16 protein-coding genes are annotated in these 17175 nt (G+C 66.5%); 8 read left to right on the top strand and 8 right to left on the bottom strand.

Annotated elements, in window-relative coordinates; genetic code table 11:
* Positions 1-328: 328 nt before the first annotated feature.
* Both ltrA and BLQ73_RS13180 read left to right on the top strand, forming a co-directional pair.
* Entirely contained in the window at positions 329-1588 is a 1260-nt protein-coding gene (gene ltrA / locus BLQ73_RS13185) for a group II intron reverse transcriptase/maturase (RefSeq protein ID WP_093170713.1), read from the top strand.
* A gap of 534 nt (positions 1589-2122) precedes the next feature.
* Entirely contained in the window at positions 2123-2479 is a 357-nt protein-coding gene (locus BLQ73_RS13180; RefSeq protein WP_093170712.1) for a hypothetical protein, read from the top strand.
* A 34-nt stretch (positions 2480-2513) separates the two neighbouring features.
* Here BLQ73_RS13180 and nfi read toward each other — a convergent pair whose 3' ends face one another.
* Positions 2514-3185 (bottom strand): deoxyribonuclease V, encoded by a 672-nt coding sequence (gene nfi / locus BLQ73_RS13175; RefSeq protein ID WP_093170711.1) that lies wholly within the window; start codon positions 3183-3185, stop codon positions 2514-2516.
* Positions 3186-3235: 50 nt separating this feature from the next.
* Here nfi and BLQ73_RS13170 point away from each other — a divergent pair, with 50 nt between their 5' ends.
* A complete protein-coding gene (locus BLQ73_RS13170) occupies positions 3236-3499 on the top strand; it encodes a hypothetical protein (protein WP_093170710.1) in 264 nt (87 codons plus the stop codon).
* A complete protein-coding gene (locus BLQ73_RS13165) occupies positions 3499-3885 on the top strand; it encodes a type II toxin-antitoxin system VapC family toxin (RefSeq protein ID WP_093170709.1) in 387 nt (128 codons plus the stop codon). The genes BLQ73_RS13170 and BLQ73_RS13165 overlap by 1 nt, the downstream gene beginning before the upstream one ends.
* A gap of 3 nt (positions 3886-3888) precedes the next feature.
* Here the strand turns inward: BLQ73_RS13165 and BLQ73_RS13160 are convergent, their stop codons facing one another.
* From BLQ73_RS13160 to BLQ73_RS13140, 5 genes are all read right to left on the bottom strand, one after another.
* On the bottom strand, positions 3889-5298 hold the full coding sequence (locus BLQ73_RS13160; RefSeq protein ID WP_093170708.1) for an ATP-binding protein: 1410 nt from the start codon (positions 5296-5298) through the stop codon (positions 3889-3891).
* Positions 5295-7028 carry an NAD(P)/FAD-dependent oxidoreductase gene (locus tag BLQ73_RS13155; protein ID WP_093170707.1) on the bottom strand — a complete coding sequence of 578 codons (1734 nt, stop codon included), beginning with the start codon at positions 7026-7028 and terminating at the stop codon, positions 5295-5297. The genes BLQ73_RS13160 and BLQ73_RS13155 overlap by 4 nt, the downstream gene beginning before the upstream one ends.
* Positions 7029-7165: 137 nt before the next feature.
* Positions 7166-8383 (bottom strand): CU044_5270 family protein, encoded by a 1218-nt coding sequence (locus BLQ73_RS13150; RefSeq protein ID WP_093170706.1) that lies wholly within the window; start codon positions 8381-8383, stop codon positions 7166-7168.
* Positions 8376-8987, bottom strand: coding sequence for an RNA polymerase sigma factor (locus BLQ73_RS13145; RefSeq protein ID WP_245691048.1), 612 nt, complete (start codon positions 8985-8987; stop codon positions 8376-8378). Before BLQ73_RS13145 ends, BLQ73_RS13150 begins: the two co-directional genes overlap by 8 nt.
* Positions 8988-9194: 207 nt before the next feature.
* Entirely contained in the window at positions 9195-10010 is an 816-nt protein-coding gene (locus BLQ73_RS13140) for an SAM-dependent methyltransferase (RefSeq protein WP_093170705.1), read from the bottom strand.
* 2 nt (positions 10011-10012) lie between these two features.
* Between BLQ73_RS13140 and BLQ73_RS13135 the strand changes: the two genes are divergently transcribed.
* Both BLQ73_RS13135 and BLQ73_RS13130 read left to right on the top strand, forming a co-directional pair.
* Positions 10013-10237: a hypothetical protein gene (locus BLQ73_RS13135; RefSeq protein ID WP_093170704.1), complete on the top strand. Its 225-nt coding sequence runs from the start codon at positions 10013-10015 to the stop codon at positions 10235-10237.
* Positions 10238-10492: 255 nt separating this feature from the next.
* Positions 10493-11401 carry a helix-turn-helix domain-containing protein gene (locus BLQ73_RS13130; protein ID WP_420820011.1) on the top strand — a complete coding sequence of 303 codons (909 nt, stop codon included), beginning with the start codon at positions 10493-10495 and terminating at the stop codon, positions 11399-11401.
* Between the two features lie 53 nt (positions 11402-11454).
* Here the strand turns inward: BLQ73_RS13130 and BLQ73_RS13125 are convergent, their stop codons facing one another.
* Positions 11455-12480 carry a zinc-dependent alcohol dehydrogenase family protein gene (locus BLQ73_RS13125; protein WP_420820010.1) on the bottom strand — a complete coding sequence of 342 codons (1026 nt, stop codon included), beginning with the start codon at positions 12478-12480 and terminating at the stop codon, positions 11455-11457.
* 305 nt (positions 12481-12785) lie between these two features.
* Here BLQ73_RS13125 and BLQ73_RS13120 point away from each other — a divergent pair, with 305 nt between their 5' ends.
* On the top strand, positions 12786-13121 hold the full coding sequence (locus tag BLQ73_RS13120; RefSeq protein WP_093170702.1) for an rRNA adenine N-6-methyltransferase family protein: 336 nt from the start codon (positions 12786-12788) through the stop codon (positions 13119-13121).
* Between the two features lie 186 nt (positions 13122-13307).
* Entirely contained in the window at positions 13308-15482 is a 2175-nt protein-coding gene (locus BLQ73_RS13115) for a tetratricopeptide repeat protein (RefSeq protein ID WP_176955416.1), read from the top strand.
* A 357-nt stretch (positions 15483-15839) separates the two neighbouring features.
* Here BLQ73_RS13115 and BLQ73_RS31275 read toward each other — a convergent pair whose 3' ends face one another.
* Positions 15840-17072, bottom strand: coding sequence for a hypothetical protein (locus tag BLQ73_RS31275; protein WP_143020242.1), 1233 nt, complete (start codon positions 17070-17072; stop codon positions 15840-15842).
* Positions 17073-17175: the final 103 nt, after the last annotated feature.

Genomic DNA, 17175 nt, shown 5'->3' with positions numbered 1-17175 from the left:
ACCGAGGCGTATCAGGAGCCTCGGGATGAGCCTGGCGGGTGCCCGCCTACTGGCCAGGTGGTGTCCGGCATATAGGCGACGTGAGGCCGATCTGCTGCTTTCGCGTGGAACGTGAGAAGGCGTGCCCCGATAGTGCCGTCCTGTTGGACGGCGAGAGGGAGACTCCCGACCGGCTGAATCCGGGAGGGATTGAGTACCGTTGCGAGGCACGCCGGCGGACTGGCTCGTAGTAGTGACGAAGCCTCTGTAATGGAGGTGGAGCGAAGGGGCCAGGTCATTCGAGGCTGTTGTTCGTTCGATCAACCGGAGATCCTCCGGGAGGAGTCGCGTGGACGAGCTGAAATCGTCAGGCAAGCCGTTCGATATCTCGAAGCGGGAAGTTCAGGAGGCATGGGAGAAGGTTAAAGCCAACAAAGGTGCGCCGGGAGTGGATGGCTGCACTGTCGGGGAGTTCGAAAAGGATCTGAAGAACAATTTGTACAAGATCTGGAATCGGATGTCTTCAGGGAGTTACTTTCCACCTCCGGTGCTGGCGGTAGAGATACCGAAACCGCATGGCGGCACGAGGATCCTGGGTGTGCCCACCGTCGCCGACCGCGTCGCTCAGACGGTGGTGGCCGGGAGGTTGGAGCGGAAGGTCGAGGCGATCTTCCACAACGACTCTTACGGATACCGGCCGGGACGATCGGCGCTCGATGCGGTCGGGGCATGCCGCAGGTGCTGCTGGAAGACCGACTGGGTGATCGACTTGGACATCCAGAAGTTCTTCGACAGTGTTCCTTGGAACCTCATCGTCAAAGCGGTGGAGGCCAATACCGATCAGGCTTGGGTGCTGCTGTATGTGAGAAGATGGCTCGGAGCTCCGTTGCAGCAGCCCGACGGTGCCTGGAAGCGAAGGGACCGCGGAACTCCGCAAGGTTCAGCGGTCTCACCTGTGCTGGCTAATCTGTTCCTTCATTACGCGTTTGACATGTGGATGTCACGGGAGTTCCCGGGTATCAGGTTCGAACGTTACGTCGATGACGTGGTTGTGCACTGCGTCAGCGAGGCGCAGGCCATTGCGATGGTAAAGGCGATCTCGGGCAGAATGGAGGAGGTCGGGCTGCGGCTGCATCCCGACAAGACGCGGATCGTTTACTGCAAGGACGGGAAGAGGCGTGGCTCATACAACCACACATCGTTCACGTTCCTGGGGTTTGAGTTCCGGCAGCGCAGGGCGCGGGACAAGCATGGGCGGCAGTTCAGCTCATTCCTGCCCGCGATCAGCAAAGAGGCATTGAAAAGGTTGAATGAGGAGGTGCGGTCCTGGCGACTGCACCGCCGCACCCGCCGTACCTTCACCGACCTCGCACGACGGGTCAATCCGATCGTTCGCGGCTGGATGCAGTACTACGGCGCGTATTATCGCTCGGCTCTGTATCCTCTTCTGGCGCGCATCAACGCCTACCTGGTGCGCTGGATCCGCAACAAATACAAACGGCTGCAAGGTAAGAAGAAGGCCCTGGAGTGCTGGCGGGGAATTACACAGCGATATCCCCGCATGTTCGCGCACTGGCCATGGACGCCTTCGGTCCCGCACGCCTGGTGACCAGAGTGACAGGAGCCCGGTGAACCGAGAGGTTCACGCCGGGATCTGTGGGAGCCCCGAGGTGAAATCCCTCGGGGCCACCCGACAGGTGGGTTGATCGACCAAGATCTGCCCTACCGAACCATAGGCTTCGAGTGCTTTTCTACCGTGCCGCCATCGATTTGTCTCCTCAAGTCGGCCGAGGATGAAACAGGCTCCTTGTAGAAGGGTTCACCACTCATGCGCGCGTCCAGATGGCCGCGCGTGGCATCTCTGAGTCCCACGTGAGGGATGTAGTCTGGAATAACGCGCAGAGCGCATACCAGCAAGCCGACGGGAACTGGAAATACTTCGGCGCATTCATTACAGTGATTGTGAGCGACAACGCACAATTACCCATGGTGAATGCCATCGCAGTTGGTCTTGATGGTTCCTCAAAGGTTCCAAGCAGGATGGCTCCCAGTTGCCGTCTCGACTGAGCCATGCCAACCTGGGCTTCCGTCTGCCGGGCCATGCAGTACTCTGCTATTAAGCTGACACATTTCGGAGACGCCCATGGGTGCTATCGACTTCCGAATCCGGCGTTGGATGCTCTGGCCGCTGTCGGTTGTATTCAATGCGGTCTTGGGGGTCATGGCTGTCATGCCCTTCACGCTCTTGAGAATTCACATCGAGGCGATAACGCTCCCCGAGCTCAGTGCGATACAGCAAGTCCAGAGAGCGAAAATCGATGATCCTTTGGTAGCCCTGATAGGACTGGTTGGGTTCGCGGTGATCATGCTGCTTTTCGCTGCATTCAACTATGTGGTGCGACGAGAGACGGATGCTCCACGCCGGGGGTATTGGCCATTGAGCGTATTCGTGCTGCTCGCGCCGTACATCGTGGTCAATGTGTTCATCTGGCCATCATGAACTGCCCTGTCGACCGTTTGATGAACTGAGTCGGTCAGGTCGGGGTGCGGGAGAGGCGGTCGGCTTGGCGGATGGGTTCGGGGAGGCGGTAGGCGGGGGCGAGGCGGAGGACGTGGCGGCAGGCGTTGTCGAGGCCGATGCGGTTGCCCTGGGAGACGAACACGGGTTTGACGGTGGAGCGGGTGCGGAGGGCTCGGCCGACGATCTCGTGGGTGTCGAGGAGGGGAGTCCACGCTCCGCGTTTGGGCTCGGGAGGGTCGTGGTCGAACAGGAAGGGCGTCTTGGCGACGCCGATCGTGGGCAGGCCGGTCAGGACGCCGACGTGGCAGGCGAGGCCGAACCTGCGTGGGTGGGCGGTGCCGTACCCGTCGCAGAGGATCAGGTCGGGCGTGGTGCGCAGCCGTTCGAGGGCTTCGACGAGCGGGGGGAGCTCCCGGAAGGCGAACAAGCCGGGAATGTAGGGGAAAGTCGCCCGCCGGGCGACGACCGCCTGGTCGACAACCTCCAAGGCGGAGGCCGACAGCACCACGGCCACGGCCATGAGGTCGTCGGTGTCCTTCGCGTAGCCGACGTCCAGCCCGGCGACCAGCTCGACCTCGTCCGGCCCCGGCTCGTTCAGCACCACGAGCGGCCGGAGCCGCTCCTGGATCGCCACCGCCTCCTCAGCGCTCTCCGGCCACTCGTGCAGTCGATTCACGAACACCATCGTCCCGGCCCTATCCCCCCATGGGTGCTACTTATGCTACCGTTGGTAGCATGGCTAATGGTACAAAGAAGTTCAGCGTGACGATCCCGGAGGACCTTGCTGAGACCGTCCAGGCTCGCATCGGTCGGGCAAGCTTCTCGGCCTACGTGTCCGAGGCGTTGGCACGGCAGGTTGAACAGGACAACCTCCGTGATCTCATCGCCTCTGCCGAGGCGGAGCATGGCCCCGTGGATCGTGCGGAGGTGGATGCCAAGCGCGCCATTCTGCGCGGAGAAGCCGAGAGTACCGGTTACTCCCGGCCCCCCGCCGCCTGATGCCGGGCACACTTGTTCTCGACTGTGAAGGTCTGTCCAGAGCAGTCGGACAGCGCCTCACTGAGTGGTTGGCCGGGGCGGTCGAGGAAAATGTGCGGGTTGTGGTCAGCGCCGCAACGATTGTCGAAGTGCTCCATCCCAAGATCAACCGTGCTCGCTTCGAGTGGACGCTGTCCAGGCTTGTCGTCGAACCCGTCACCAAAGAGGTCGCTGTTGCGGCGACCGGTCTGCTGAAGGAGGCCGGGCTGCACGGTCACCGGCACGCGATCGACGCCATCGTGTGCGCCACGGCCCAGCGGCATGAGCGGCCGGTCACCATATTGACGTCAGACCCAGAGGACATCAGCGTCCTCGTGGGTGATTGGGCTCGTGTCGTGAAGCTTTGACCGTCAGCGGGATTCGGTCAGGGGGAGGCGCACCTGAAATCGGGTGTCGCCGGGGCGGGACTCGACACGTAGGTCGCCGCCGTGGCGGCCGGCGACGATGCGGAAGGAGATGTCGAGCCCGAGCCCGGTGCCGCTGCCGACGGGTTTGGTGGTGAAGAAGGGTTCGAAGATGCGTTCGCGCAGCTCTTCGGGCACACCCGGGCCGGTGTCGCAGATCTCGACGAGGGCGACGTCGTGCCCGCGCGAGGTGCGCACGGTGAGGGTGCCGGTGTCGCCCATGGCGTCGAGGGCGTTGTGGATGAGGTTGGTCCACACCTGGTTGAGCTCCCCGGCGTAGGCGGGGATGGGCGGCAGGTCGGGGTCGTAGTCGGTGACGACGGTGACGCCGGGAGGGATCTTTCCGCGGAAGATGGCCAGGGTGCTGTCGAGCAGTTCGCGCACGTCGACGACCTGGTAGGGCGCGCGGTCCATCTGGGAGTACTGCTTGGCCGCGCTCAGCAGGGTGGTGATGCGCTCGGTGGCGTCGGCGACCTCGTCGAGCATTTGGGAGATCTCCGTGGCGCGTGCCATCCAGCGCACGGCCGCCCCCACGTAGTGGTCACCGACGGCCTCACGCACCTGGTCGAGGCCGCCCGGCCCGAAACCGGCGGCGACCAGCGACGGCGCGATCTCCCAACCGTCCTCGACGCCGTAATCCTCAAGGTGTTCGGCCAGTGCGTCCTCCGCGTCGGAGAGCTCCAAAGGTGTCCGCACGGGCGGCGCCGACGCCCCTTCCACGCACGTCTCCTGGAGGTCGATCAACGCGCGCAGCCGTTCCGGCGCGATGCCCGCCTCGGCCAGGTCGGCCAGCCGCCGCCGCGACGCGTTCACCTGCGTGCGGAGCTCCCCTACGGCCCGTACGGCTGCCGCCGCCGGGTTGTTCAGCTCGTGCGTCAGCCCGGCCGTGATCGTGCCGAGGGCCGTCAGGCGCTGGCGCCGGTCGATGAGTTCACGCTGCGCGAGGCCGCCGAGCCGTACGCCGTCCAGCAGGTGGACGGCCATCGGGAACCACTCGTGCATCATCCAGGAGAACCGCTCGGCGGGCAGGACGAAGAGCCGCGACGGTTTGGTGGTGCGCAGCGAATGGCCGTAGATCTCGGAGGTGTGGGAGCCGAGGTAGGCCATGACGGCTCCGCCGTACACGCCGGGCTGGGAGGTGGGTTCGCCCGACACCGGCCCGGACGTGCTCTGCAGCGACAGCACGAGCTCGCCTTCGACGAGCACGAAGAAGCTTTCGGCCGGTTCGCCCTGGCGGGCGATGAACTCGTCGGCGTCGTACGCGCGCTCCTCGCCGTGGGCGGCGAGCCACTCCAGCCGCTCCCTGTCGAGCCCCTCGAACAGGAACAGGTCGCGCAGGTCGTCGGGCCCGATCATGTCTTCTCCAAGTAGCGGTGGACCATCGACACGGCCATCGCGCCCTCGCCGACGGCGGAGGCGACCCGTTTGATCGAGTCGGCCCGCACGTCTCCCGCCGCGAACACGCCCGGCACGTTGGTCTCCAGGAAGTACGGCTGGCGCTCCAGCGTCCAGCCTCTCGGCCGTCGCCCGGCGGCCGTGAGGTCGGGCCCGGTCAGCACGAACCCGTGGGGGTCACGCTCGACGGTGTCGCCCAGCCAGTCGGTCAGCGGCTCGGCCCCGATGAACACGAACAGCCATTCGGCGGAGTCCGTCCAGGTGCCGTCGGGGCCGCTGAACGTGAGCCGCTCCAGATGCCCGTCGCCCTCCCCGGCCACCACCTCGGTGCGGGTGTGGACCACGATGGAGGGGATTTGGGAGATCTGTTCGATGAGGTAGTGCGACATCGACTTCTCCAGCCCGTCGCCCCGCACCAGCAGGTGGACCTTGCTCGCGTACTGCGAGAGGTAGACCGCCGCCTGGCCCGCCGAGTTGGCGGCGCCCACGATGTAGACCTCGGCGTTGCGGCAGGAGGGGGCCTCCGACAGGGCGGCGCCGTAGTAGACGCCCTGGCCGACGAAGTCGGAAAGGCCGGGCGCGGCCAGTCGCCGGTAGGACACGCCGGTGGCGAGGATCACCGTGTGCGCGGCGATGCTGCCGCCGTCGGCGAAGCCGATGACCTTGGTCTGGCCTTTCACGTCGAGGCTTGTGGCCTGGCGGGCCGTCAGCAGCTCGGCCCCGAACTTGAGCGCCTGCCTCCTGGCCCGGTCGGCGAGTTGCCCTCCGGACACGCCGTCGGGGAAGCCGAGGTAGTTCTCGATCCTGGAGCTCTGCCCGGCTTGCCCGCCTGAGGCGTGCTGTTCCAGGAGGACCGTGCTGAGCCCTTCGGACGCGCCGTACACCGCCGCGCCCAACCCACCCGGACCCCCACCGATCACGACAAGATCGTAGAAGTCCGTGGCGGGTGCCGTGGAGAGCCCCACCGCCTCGGCGAGCCGCGCCGTGTCGGGCGCCGCGAGCGTCACCCCCTCCGCCGTCACCACCAGCGGCAGCTTCGCCGCCGGCGGCACGCCTTGCGGTACGGCTTCCGCCGTACCGCCGCACACCTCCCACGCGGCCGACACCAGCTCGGCCCCCTCGCCCTCGTCGGCCAGCAGCCACCGGTAGGGCACCTGGTTGCGCGCCAGGAAGTCGCGCACCTCGTGCGACCGGGACGACCAGCGCGCTCCCACCACCCGCAGCTCCGACACCGCCCGCCGCTCGGTGCGCTGCCACGCGTCGAGCTGGGCGTCGATCACCGGGTAGAACTTCTCTTCCGGAGGGTCCCACGGCTTCAGCATGTAGTGGTCGAGATCCACCACGTTGATCGCCTGGATGGCGGCATCGGTGTCGGCGTAGGCCGTCAGGAGCACGCGACGGGCATATGGGTAGAGGTCCATGGCCTGTTCGAGGAACTCGACGCCGTTCATCTGCGGCATCCGGTAGTCCGCGAGCAGCAGGGCCACCTCCTCGCCCCGCAGGCGCAGCTCCCGCACCGAGTGCATGCACTGGTCCGCGCTTTCGGCCCGCACGATCCGGTAGGCGTTGCCGTACCTCCGCCGCAGGTCTCTGGCCACCGACCGCGACACGCCGGGGTCGTCGTCCACCGTCACGATCACCGGCTTGGCGGCCGTGGACAGGTGCGAGGCGACGGAGGAGGTATCGGGCATGTCCCGCCTTTCCGGATGCCACGGAGGTCTCTTTCCCGCAGCATGTCATACGCCGCCCGGAGGGCGGCGCACAGCGAGGCCCCTGCCGTACGGGATGTACGGCAGGGGCCGTGCGGCAGTAGTCCGGGAAGCGGGACTCAGTCCTGCTTGCTCTCCTTGGTCGCCATGGGGTCGTTCGGTATTGGCGTTGCGCCGCCCTTCGGAGCCGCGGGGTCCGTCGATGCCGGTGCAGGTGCCTGTTCGGGTGCCGTCATCGGCGCCGGTGTCGGCCCATCCGTCGCCGGCACCGGCCCATCCGTCGCCGGAGGCATCCCCATTTCGCACGTGGAGTCCTTCAGCACGTTCTCGACCTTCGGCAACTCGTCCGCCACCGAGATCTTCTGTTGCGTCGACAGGCCGAGAACTGTGCCGACCGGAACGCTATGAGGATTCTTCTCACTGGCGGCCGTCTGCCGTTCACCGAGGAACATGAACGTCTGCGGGTCGAACACGAGCTGGTGGTTCACGCCGTCGCTGACCATGCCGAACGCGACGCCTTCACGCCCGTCACCGTCTTTGACCCCCTCGGTCCTCTCCACCCCCGGGAGGGACATGACAGCCTCGAAGAGGGCCGTCCGTTGTGGACGCGGAAGATAGTTCTCGGTGACAAGCTCCCGCACCTGGGTGAACGCCCCCACCTCACGGTCTACGTCCCCTGTGACCCGCTTGTAGAGGACTTCACGCATCATCGCGCCGTCGGTCGGCAGTGTGCTGAGGTAGGCGTAGTCCGGCCGGAATCCCTCCGGCCAGTGCGCGCAGTCCGGGGAGATGGCGAAGTTCCGACCGGCCATCCGCTGGGAGCGCGGCGGAAGTGGTCTATCCGCGAACTGCTGCGGGGGCAGATCGCTGACCCGCAGCAATCCCGGCGCCGATCCATCGTAGGATTGCCAGGTTCGTCGCTTTGTGCGATAGAGGTAGCTGTCTGGCTGCTTCTGGCGGTCGGCGTCCTTGGACTCCATGACGAACATCGTCTCCGACTCGACCACGACATACTGCCCTGGCTTCGGCTCCAGCTCCTGCCCCGTCTGCCCGGTGTACGGCGTGGCGACGACGGCCCCCGCCATGGCGTCGCCCCCACCCGTGCTCCCGCGTGTCGGTGCCGGCGTGTTCAACGACAGTCCTACGGTGACCCCTCCCACCAGGGCGACGGTCACCCCGAAGGCCGCCACGGCCTGCCACCCGGCCCGGGGGAAGGCGAAACGCCTCCTGTTGCCCGCTGCCTCTTCCAGCAGGCGCCCCCGCGCGGCGCTCTTGGCGCCCTGCGGATAGGCGGGGTCGGGCGGTGGATGCTCGGCGAACATTTTGATCTCATCCATGCTGAGGCTCCAAAGGCTCCACGGTGAAGGGGTTGACGCCGCCGAGGGCCCGGCGCACCTTGCTGCGGACACGGTGCAACCGGGAACGGGCCGTGCCCTCGGGGATGCCGAGGGCGCGGGCGGCGCCGTCGTAGGTGAGGTTGGCCCACGCCACGAGGAGCAGCAGGTCCCGTTCGGCGGCGGACAGCGACGCCAAGGCCTTGGCCAGCTTGGGCTGGAACCGCTCGGCGGTGAGGCGGTCGTCCGCGCCGTCGTGGAAGGAGCTCGGCCGCTCGACCGCCACTCGGGCCATGGCCTTCGTGCGCCGCCGTTCGGCTCTGCGCTGCCGGGCGATCAGATTCGTGGCGATGCCGTACAACCATGGCCGAGCGTCCTGGTGGACGCGGTCGTACTTGGCGCGACCACGAAACGCGACGAGAAACAGGTCCGCGACGGTGTCCTCGGCGATTTCCGGGCCGAGGCGCCGGGCCGTATAGCGGAACATCTCATCGGAGTGCCGGTCGAACAGCGCCGCGAAGAGTTCCGGCTCGATGAGGGAACGCTCGATGAGCGTCGAATCGGATTCCCCGGCGCCGTCCGTGTCCCATGCCGCGTTTGGGCTCACTGCGCAGGCCCCGGTGGGCGCGCGGTGCTCGGCATTCTCGTGTGGCCTGACACGTGAGTGAATCCTCTCGGGGTGGGCGCTTGCTTCTTCACCCCGTTCTTCGCCGCAGGCCGCGAGGCAGGTCCATCTGTTTCACCGTGGGATGGAAGAGTTTTCCTGTGGGCTCCCCGCGCCCACAGGAAGACGAGACTACGGCTTCAGGTCCGACTACGGCTTCAGGCCCACCGCGCCGTACTGCGGCACCGCGGGAGGCTGGTCCGCGATATCGGGCAAATCGGGGCGCCAGTGGGCGCAGGAGACCACGCCCGGCTCAAGCAGTTCGAGCCCGTCGAAGAAACGGGCGATCTCCGCGCTGCCCCGGGCGCGGATCTTGGGGGTGGCGTTCTCGTTCCAGAAGCGCATACCCTCGATGTTCGCCTCGCCGCCGATTTCGAAGGTCGGATGCGTGACCGCCACATAGCTGCCGGAGGGCACCCGGTCGAGCAGTTGCCGTACGACGGCGGCGGCCTCGCCATCGTCGAGAATGAAATTCAAAATTCCCAGCAGCATGATGCCCACGGGTTTATCGAAGTCAAGTGTGGCCTCGGCGGCCGTAAGGATGGCCTTCGGATCGTGGAGATCGGCTTCTATGTAGTCGGTGGCGCCTTCGGGGGTGCTGGTGAGAAGCGCGCGGGCGTGCACGAGCACAAGGGGGTCGTTGTCCACGTAGACCACGCGGGAATCGGGGCTCACGCGCTGCGCGATCTCGTGGGTGTTGTCCACCGTCGGCAGCCCGGTGCCGATGTCGAGGAACTGCCGGATGCCGATGTCGGCGGCCAGGTAGTGCACCACACGGCCCAGGAACGCGCGGTCGGCGCGTGCCACGTGCGCGATGTTCGGGTGCAGGGAGGAGACGTGGTCCCCGACCTCCCTGTCGGAGGGGTAGTGGTCCTTGCCGCCTAACCAGTAGTTCCACACTCTCGCGCTGTGAGCGATCTCGGGATTGAGCTTCTCTGAATCAGAGGGGTTTCGGTTCTGGCTCACGCATGTTCTCCTTGGACTCGTGCCTGAAGTTCAACCTGTGGTGTCCGGCTGCCGCGAAGGGCGGTCATGCGGTGGCGTTCTGCTCACATGCCTCCCTCATACCCGTGGTCGCCATCATGGCGGACGGTGACGGCATTGAGAAAAGATCGGCCGAGATGAACGTCCTCAATGCGGCGGTGGAGGCGGGCGTTTTTCGGGCCGCACCGCGGGGGGAAGTGCGGCGCTGATGCAGGCCACAAGGCAGGGTGTTCCATTCGGCGGAGTTCGCGCGCCTCCGCCGGCGACGCGGAGAGGACTTACTCACTTTGTGCGGAAGTGCGTGAGCTGCAAAGCTGACATGTATGTACGTCGTCCATCACGGTCTGCAACCGGGCATTCGGCAGCTGCGGCTTGCGGTAGTCGATCTCCGACTGCGGACCCGGTCCGTGGATGATGAATGTTTATGAACCGGACCGTATCGGTTTGTGATGTAAGGAGCGGGCTTGCAAACTGCTCGGACAGCGACAGAGATGCCCGAAGGCCGTGCTGTGGACTATCGGCAGGCCGGACCCACCGTGCTGCGCATGCTGGTAGGCGCGCAGCTCCGCAGACTACGCGAGGCCAGAAAGATGACCCGCGAGGAAGCGGGTGACACCATCAGGGCCTCCACCTCCAAGATCAGCAGGCTTGAGCTGGGGCGGACCGGGTTCAAACTGCGGGACGTGGACGACCTGCTGACCCTGTACGGCGTCGACGACGAGGCCGAGCGCGCCACCGTGCTCTCCCTCGCCGAGAGGGCCAACGCGCCGGCGTGGTGGCACTACTACGGCGACGTCGTCCCGAGCTGGTTCGAGGCATACCTCGGATTGGAGCAGGCCGCCTGCGTCATCCGTACATATGAGGTGCAGTTCGTCCCCGGCCTGCTCCAGACCGAGGACTACGCCCGCGCCATCATCCGGATCGGCCGAGGTGGTCAGGCCACCCCCGAGGAGGTCGAGCGCCGCGTCGACCTGCGCAAACGGCGCCAGCGCCTCCTAGCCAAGCCGACTCCGCCCAAACTATGGGCCGTCATCGACGAGACGGCGCTGCGGCGGCCCGTCGGCGGTGCGGCCGTCATGCGCGCCCAGCTCAAGCACCTCATCGAGATCGCCGAGCTGAAGAACATCACCCTCCAGCTCATGCCGTTCAGCTTCGGATGCCACGCCGGAGCGGCGGGCGCCAGCACCATTCTGCGCTTCCCTGAAGGGGAGCTTCCCGACATCGTCTACCTTGAGCAGCTCACCAGCGCGCTTTACCTGGACAAGCCCGCTGACACGCAACGCTACTGGCATGTGATGAACCGGCTCGGCATTCAGGCCATACAGCCGCGCAAGACCATCGCTCACCTGCACCAGATCCTCCGCGACCTCTGACCGTCCCGCCTGATCACCCGCCGAGCCGACGCCGACGCCGAGGCCGACGCCGCTTAGAGCGACGAGAACGTGCTCAGTACGGCGGAGCCCTCGACCCGGTCGCCCGCCAGGTCGCGCAAGGCCTGGTCGGCCGCGTCGAACGGATAGGCGACAGTCGCGACCCGCGGCGGGCGGGCCGCGGCGATTTCGAGGAACTCCCTGCCATCGGCCCGGGTGTTGGCGGTGACACTGCGCAGGGAGCGCTCCCGGAACAGGTGCGCGTCGTAGTTGAGCGACGGTATGTCGCTGAGGTGGATGCCCGCTACCGCCAAGGTGCCTCCGCGGTCCAGGGCGGCGAGGGCGACCGGCACGAGCTCCCCCACGGGGGCGAACAGGATCGCCGAATCCAACGGTTCGGGAGGCGTGTCCGTCGCTCCGCCCACCCAGGTCGCGCCCAGCTCCGTCGCCAGGGCCCGCGCCTTCTCCGAGCGGGTCATCACATAGACCGTCGCCCCCATCCACAGCGCCACCTGGGCGGTCAGGTGGGCGGACGAGCCGAAACCGTAGATCCCGAGTCGGCCGCCGGGAGGCAGGTCGCTTCTCAGCAGCGCCCGATGGCCGATGATCCCCGCGCACAGCAGCGGCGCCAGCCGTTCGGCCGGGACATCGTCGGGCAGCGGGTAGACGTAGTTCGCCACGGCGGTCAGATAATCCGCGTAGCCGCCGTCGGCGTCCCAGCCCGTATACGTCGACCAGGGGCAGAGGTTCTCCGCCCCCCGGTGGCAGTAACGGCACTGGCCGCATGTCCAGCGCAGCCACGCCACGCCCACCCGGCTCCCGGGAGCGAGCCCCGTCCGTCCCTCACCGCACGCGACGATCCGGCCCACCACCTGGTGCCCCGGCACCGTCCGCGGGCGGTGCGGGGGCAGCTCCCCCTCGGTCAAATGCAGGTCCGTACGGCAGACCGCACACGCCTCCACCTCGACCAGCACCTCGCCGGGGCCGGGCTGCGGCACGGGCAACCGTACGCGCTCCAAAGGGCCCGTGGCGATGGGCCCGGGGCGCGCCACCACCCACGCATCCATCTCCGCAGGGATCACGGCATGTCCTTCCTCGGGTTCTCACCACCCCCCTCCCCGGCCCCGCCGACCCTCTAACCAGGTACAACACCGTGAATCACGCGCAGGGAAAACCGGTTGTCCCCTTCCCGAGGAGAGACGTACCGTCTTGCCTCATGACGACGTACTGCGCCGCCCTGGCGGTGGCCTATGTGATCCGTCCCCGCAGCCTGCCGGCTCAGGCTCGCTAGAGGGGACGCACTTCACCAACACCGCATAGCGCGTCCCCATGCGCGCCCGGGCCTCCGAGACCCATCCACCCTCGGACCCGAAAAGGGCGTGATCGCATGGGCAAGTCCCTCGCGCACGGAAACTATTCACACACCCAGAGACAGGCGAAGAACCGCGGCGGACGCACCCCGCGAGACCTGGCCAGGCGCACCCTCTCCCAGAACTTCCTCGTCGACCGCCGCGCCGTACGGCACATGGCCGACATGGCCGGCGCGCACGAACTTGTGCTCGAACCCGGCGCGGGAGAAGGCGCCCTCACCTTCGCCCTGGCCGCACGGTGCTCCACCGTCACGGCCTACGAAATCGACCCGCTGCTCGCCGCCCCGGCCACCGTGATGGCGTTCGTCCACCCCGACGCGTGGCTCACCCTGTTCGAACACCTATGCCCTTAACCTCAAACCGTGTAAGGACGAGTAGTAGACGTGTAGAGTGAACCCACCCCTCCGTGCGCTGCGTGGGAATGCGGCGCACGGAGGCCTGACCTCCCGGCGCAAGCCCTTGTTCAGGTCTGGGCTCGGGGATAGCTTTGAAGCAGATTCACAAAACAAACCTTCACATTGGGGGCCTAGCACGTGGCCGTGGGGCGCGAGGAAGACGAAAACTCCAAGCACCTCCCCACCAACGAGATCGCCGGCACGATATCCGGCGCAGCCGTACAGGCCGAGGCAATCTACGGCGACGTGCACATCAAGCACATCAAGCACATCGACGTCGAGAGCTCCCCCCGCGCTGTTCCCGCGCAACTCGGTCCCGCCCCCAGTGTTTTCGTGGACCGAGAGGCCGAACAGGCCAAGCTCCAACGCCTTTTCACGGAAAAACCTCACGCGCCCAACTCGCCCCAGCTTTTCGTGATCAGCGGTCTCGGCGGAGTCGGGAAGAGTTCGCTCGCCTTGCATTGGCTGCATCAGATCCGCCATCTGTTCACCGACGGTCAGCTTTATGCTGATCTCCGGGGGTTCAGCCATGGCGGTGACCCCACCCAGCCGACCGAGGTTCTGGAGAGGTTCCTCCGCGCTCTCGGCATCGCACCCGACCGCATCCCCACCCAGCTCGACGAACAGGTCGCGACTTACCGATCGGTGACCGCGGGGCAGCGCATCGTGGTCATGCTCGACAACGCCATCTCCGCCGCGCAGGTGCGTCTCGTGCTCCCCGCGGCCACGGAGAGCCTGGTCCTGGCCACGACCCGCAAGCGGCTCACCGGCCTCATGCTCGACGACGCGCGGTTCGTCGAGCTGACCCCCCTGAGCGAGGACGCCGCCGTGGACCTCCTGACCCGTGTGCTCGGCGCCGAGCGAATCACAGCGGAGCCGGACGCGGCAGCGGATCTGGTGGGCCTCTGCGGACGGCTGCCCTTGGCCGTGTGGGCGTCCGCGGCACGACTCGCCCTCCGCCCCCGGTGGTCGATCGAACGCCTGGTCACGGAACTCTCCGATGCTGCGAGGAGGCTGTCGGGGTTGAGCACCGACGACATGCATGTGAAGGCGGTCTTCGACGTCTCCTACCAGGCGTTGCCCCCGGACCAGGCACGCCTTTACCGCGCGCTTGGCCTGCACCCCGGCGAGGAGTTCGGCTCACAGGTCGCGGCGGCAGCCCTGAACATCGATGTGGAGGAGGCAGAGGAACTTCTCGACGGGCTCGTCGCCGCAAGCCTCCTTGAGGAGCGGAAGGGCGATGGCTTCGGCTTCCACGACCTGCTGCGCCTCCACGCGCACGAGGCCGCGATGGCCACGGACACCCCTGATCTCCGGCGTGACATCCTCGCCAGAATCGCCGGATGGTATCTGGACAGGGCTGTGGCGGCCGATCTGGTGGTCCTGCCGGGCCGCTGGCACGTCGGCCCACGCTATCGGGAAGCGCGGCAGCGTCCGGCCGAGTTCGATGAGCGGGGCAAGGCGCTGCACTGGCTGGAGTCGGCCCTGCCCACGCTGGCCGCTCTCGTCAAGGCGACACATCTGCAAGGACTGCATGGTCTTTGCTGGCAGTTGTGCGAGTCGCTGTGGGGGCTTTTCATCTCCCGCAAGCACTATGAAATATGGTTGCAGACCCATGCTTTCGGGCTCGCGTCCGCCAAGGTCGAGGGGCCTCCGCTCGCGGTCGCCCGGATGCAGCTCGCGTTGGCTGCGGCGCACTTGGACCTGCGGGACTTCAGCCGGGCGGCGTTACTGTGTGAGGCCGCCATCGAGCAGTCGCGTGTCGCGGAGAATGAGGTCGCCGAAGCTTCTGCTTGGGGCAGCCTTGGTCTCGCGCGCCTTCAGGAGGAGAACCCCGATCAAGCCATCACGTGCTTTCAGAGGGCGCTGACGATGCACGAACGAGCGGAGGAAATGCGGGGGGCGGCATTGGCGATCAGATATCTCGGAGAGGCGTATCGCGCAGCGGGCGTACTTGACGAAGCCGAACGCCACTTCCTCAACGCATATGACTACTTTCAGCGTCACGATGACGAGCACAATCAAGCGCGCACATTGACGGGACTTGGGCAGACCTACGTAAAGGCCGGCCGCCTCAGAGAGGCGGCCGGCAGATTGGACGCGGCATTGGTGCTGAGCTTGAGGCTCGGCAGTCGGCGCCAAGAGGCCGAAGTCCGTGTCGCCCAGGCCGACCTGTTGGAGAAGAAGGGCGATATCGAGGGCTGTCGCATGCTGCTGCCGCAGGCCCTTGCTATCTATGACGAACTTCGCGCACCTGGAGCCAGGCAAATCCGGGAACGGCTCGATGCGCTGTCGGGTGCTGATCAGCCCAATGGCTGATGGAGACACCGCGAAGCTCCGAGAGATGTCGCCCGGCGGTGAGCCAACCATGCGCCGCGGACCCCGCCACCCACGGCTCTACGTATTCGCATTCGGCGAGCTGAGCCCCTCTCGCGCCCAGCAGACATGAGTCTGCCCGATATGGGCATACCGCGATCAGGCATCCGGGGAACCGGCTGAGTGCCATGGCCACGGCATCGGCGGCGATCTGCCGTACCGCTGCGGGTTGGCAGATGATGACGTCAGCGCAGGCAAGCCATCGATCGTCCGAAGCACTTGCACTCACGTGTTCGTCGAAGGCGAGGTCGTGACCGACACCGCGCGAGTTGAATGTGGTGACTGACACGCGTACGACCTTCATGAGGAGGCGTGTCTCAGGGGCAAGGGCATTGGCACCGGCTCGGTGCGTGCCTCGCTCACGGGTTCAGACAGTCGCATCAGGCGATACATCGTCTGGCGGAACAGCCGAGCCGCCTGGCCCGGCACACTCACCAGCCGACTGCGTACCGCCACCGTGTCCTCGGGCGTCCACAGCCGTTCAAGGGCCTCAAGCTGGTCCACCAGGGGGCTGTCCGGGTCCAGGCGCGGAGCGATGGCGGCGAGGCAGGCGAACAGGGAGTCGGGGACGACGTTCTCCTCCTTGAAGGGAGCCAGGAGGACCGGAGCGCCGAGGGCCGCGCCGTAGCATGCCAGGCTTCCCCTATCGCCGATGACAGAGTCCGCCGCGACCAGGGCCGCGCGCCAGCCCTCCTCGGGAGGCAGCACAGTGACCCGGGAGCGGCTGCACGCGTCGAACCACGCGGCGACCTGTCGCCTCCCGTGCCAGAACCAGATGTTCGGATGCAGGATGACGACCGCCCGGTAGTCCTCTGTGGGGAGTTCCGCGGGAAGGCGCAGCAGCAGCTCGCGGTGGTTCTGGAGAAGTGAGTCCTCCCCGAAGTGCGACGTGACCACGACGAGCTTCTGCGAGGGCCCGACTCCGAGGGCGTTCCGATAAGCCAGGCGCAGGTGCCGGCTCGCCAGCATGCGGTCAAGGCAGGGGTCTCCCGCGACCACGGCTGCGGGGAGCGCTTCCGGACACTCCTGCGCGAGGAGTTCGCGATCGTGGGCATGGGGCAGCATGAGGGCTGATGGGATGACTCGCCCATGTGTGACCAGTCCTCGCGCGCCTAGGCTGATCACTGCTCGACGGGCCAGACTCCCAGAACCCGATCGAATCGGGACATATGAATATGGGCCTGCTCCGTGCTCCATTGCGAGGATTGGACAGTGGAGCTGCTCCAGATGTCCCAAAGCGGCGGATAGCGCGAGGTCGAACGGGGTCTCCACCGCTTGGGCCCAAGGCATCATCAGCGCTCCCGTACTGCGCAGGAAGCTGTGGGCGCTCTCCTCGAACACCGATGACGGCGGCACGGTGAAAACCGTCTGCACGCGTTCGTCCCGCTCCACGAGCGGCAGCACATCCAACAGTCGAGTGGCTCCCGCGAAATGGTGGACGACGGCGACAACCGTGCGCTCGGTTCTATTGGTGTCGCCGTAGCGTGCCGCGAGAGAGAAAGGCCCCTTGACGAGGCGGCCGGCGTAGGTCATGCGGGCCTCCCGGGCAGCTCGCCACGGGAACCGCCCGGCTTGTCGGCGCGCCCGGTCTGCGGGTGCGGCAGGCATACGCCTTTCCCGGAAACCTGCGCTCGGT

Source organism: Sinosporangium album, assembly GCF_900100605.1.
Classification (GTDB): domain Bacteria; phylum Actinomycetota; class Actinomycetes; order Streptosporangiales; family Streptosporangiaceae; genus Sinosporangium; species Sinosporangium album.
This window is presented reverse-complemented; position numbering and strand designations above follow the sequence as displayed.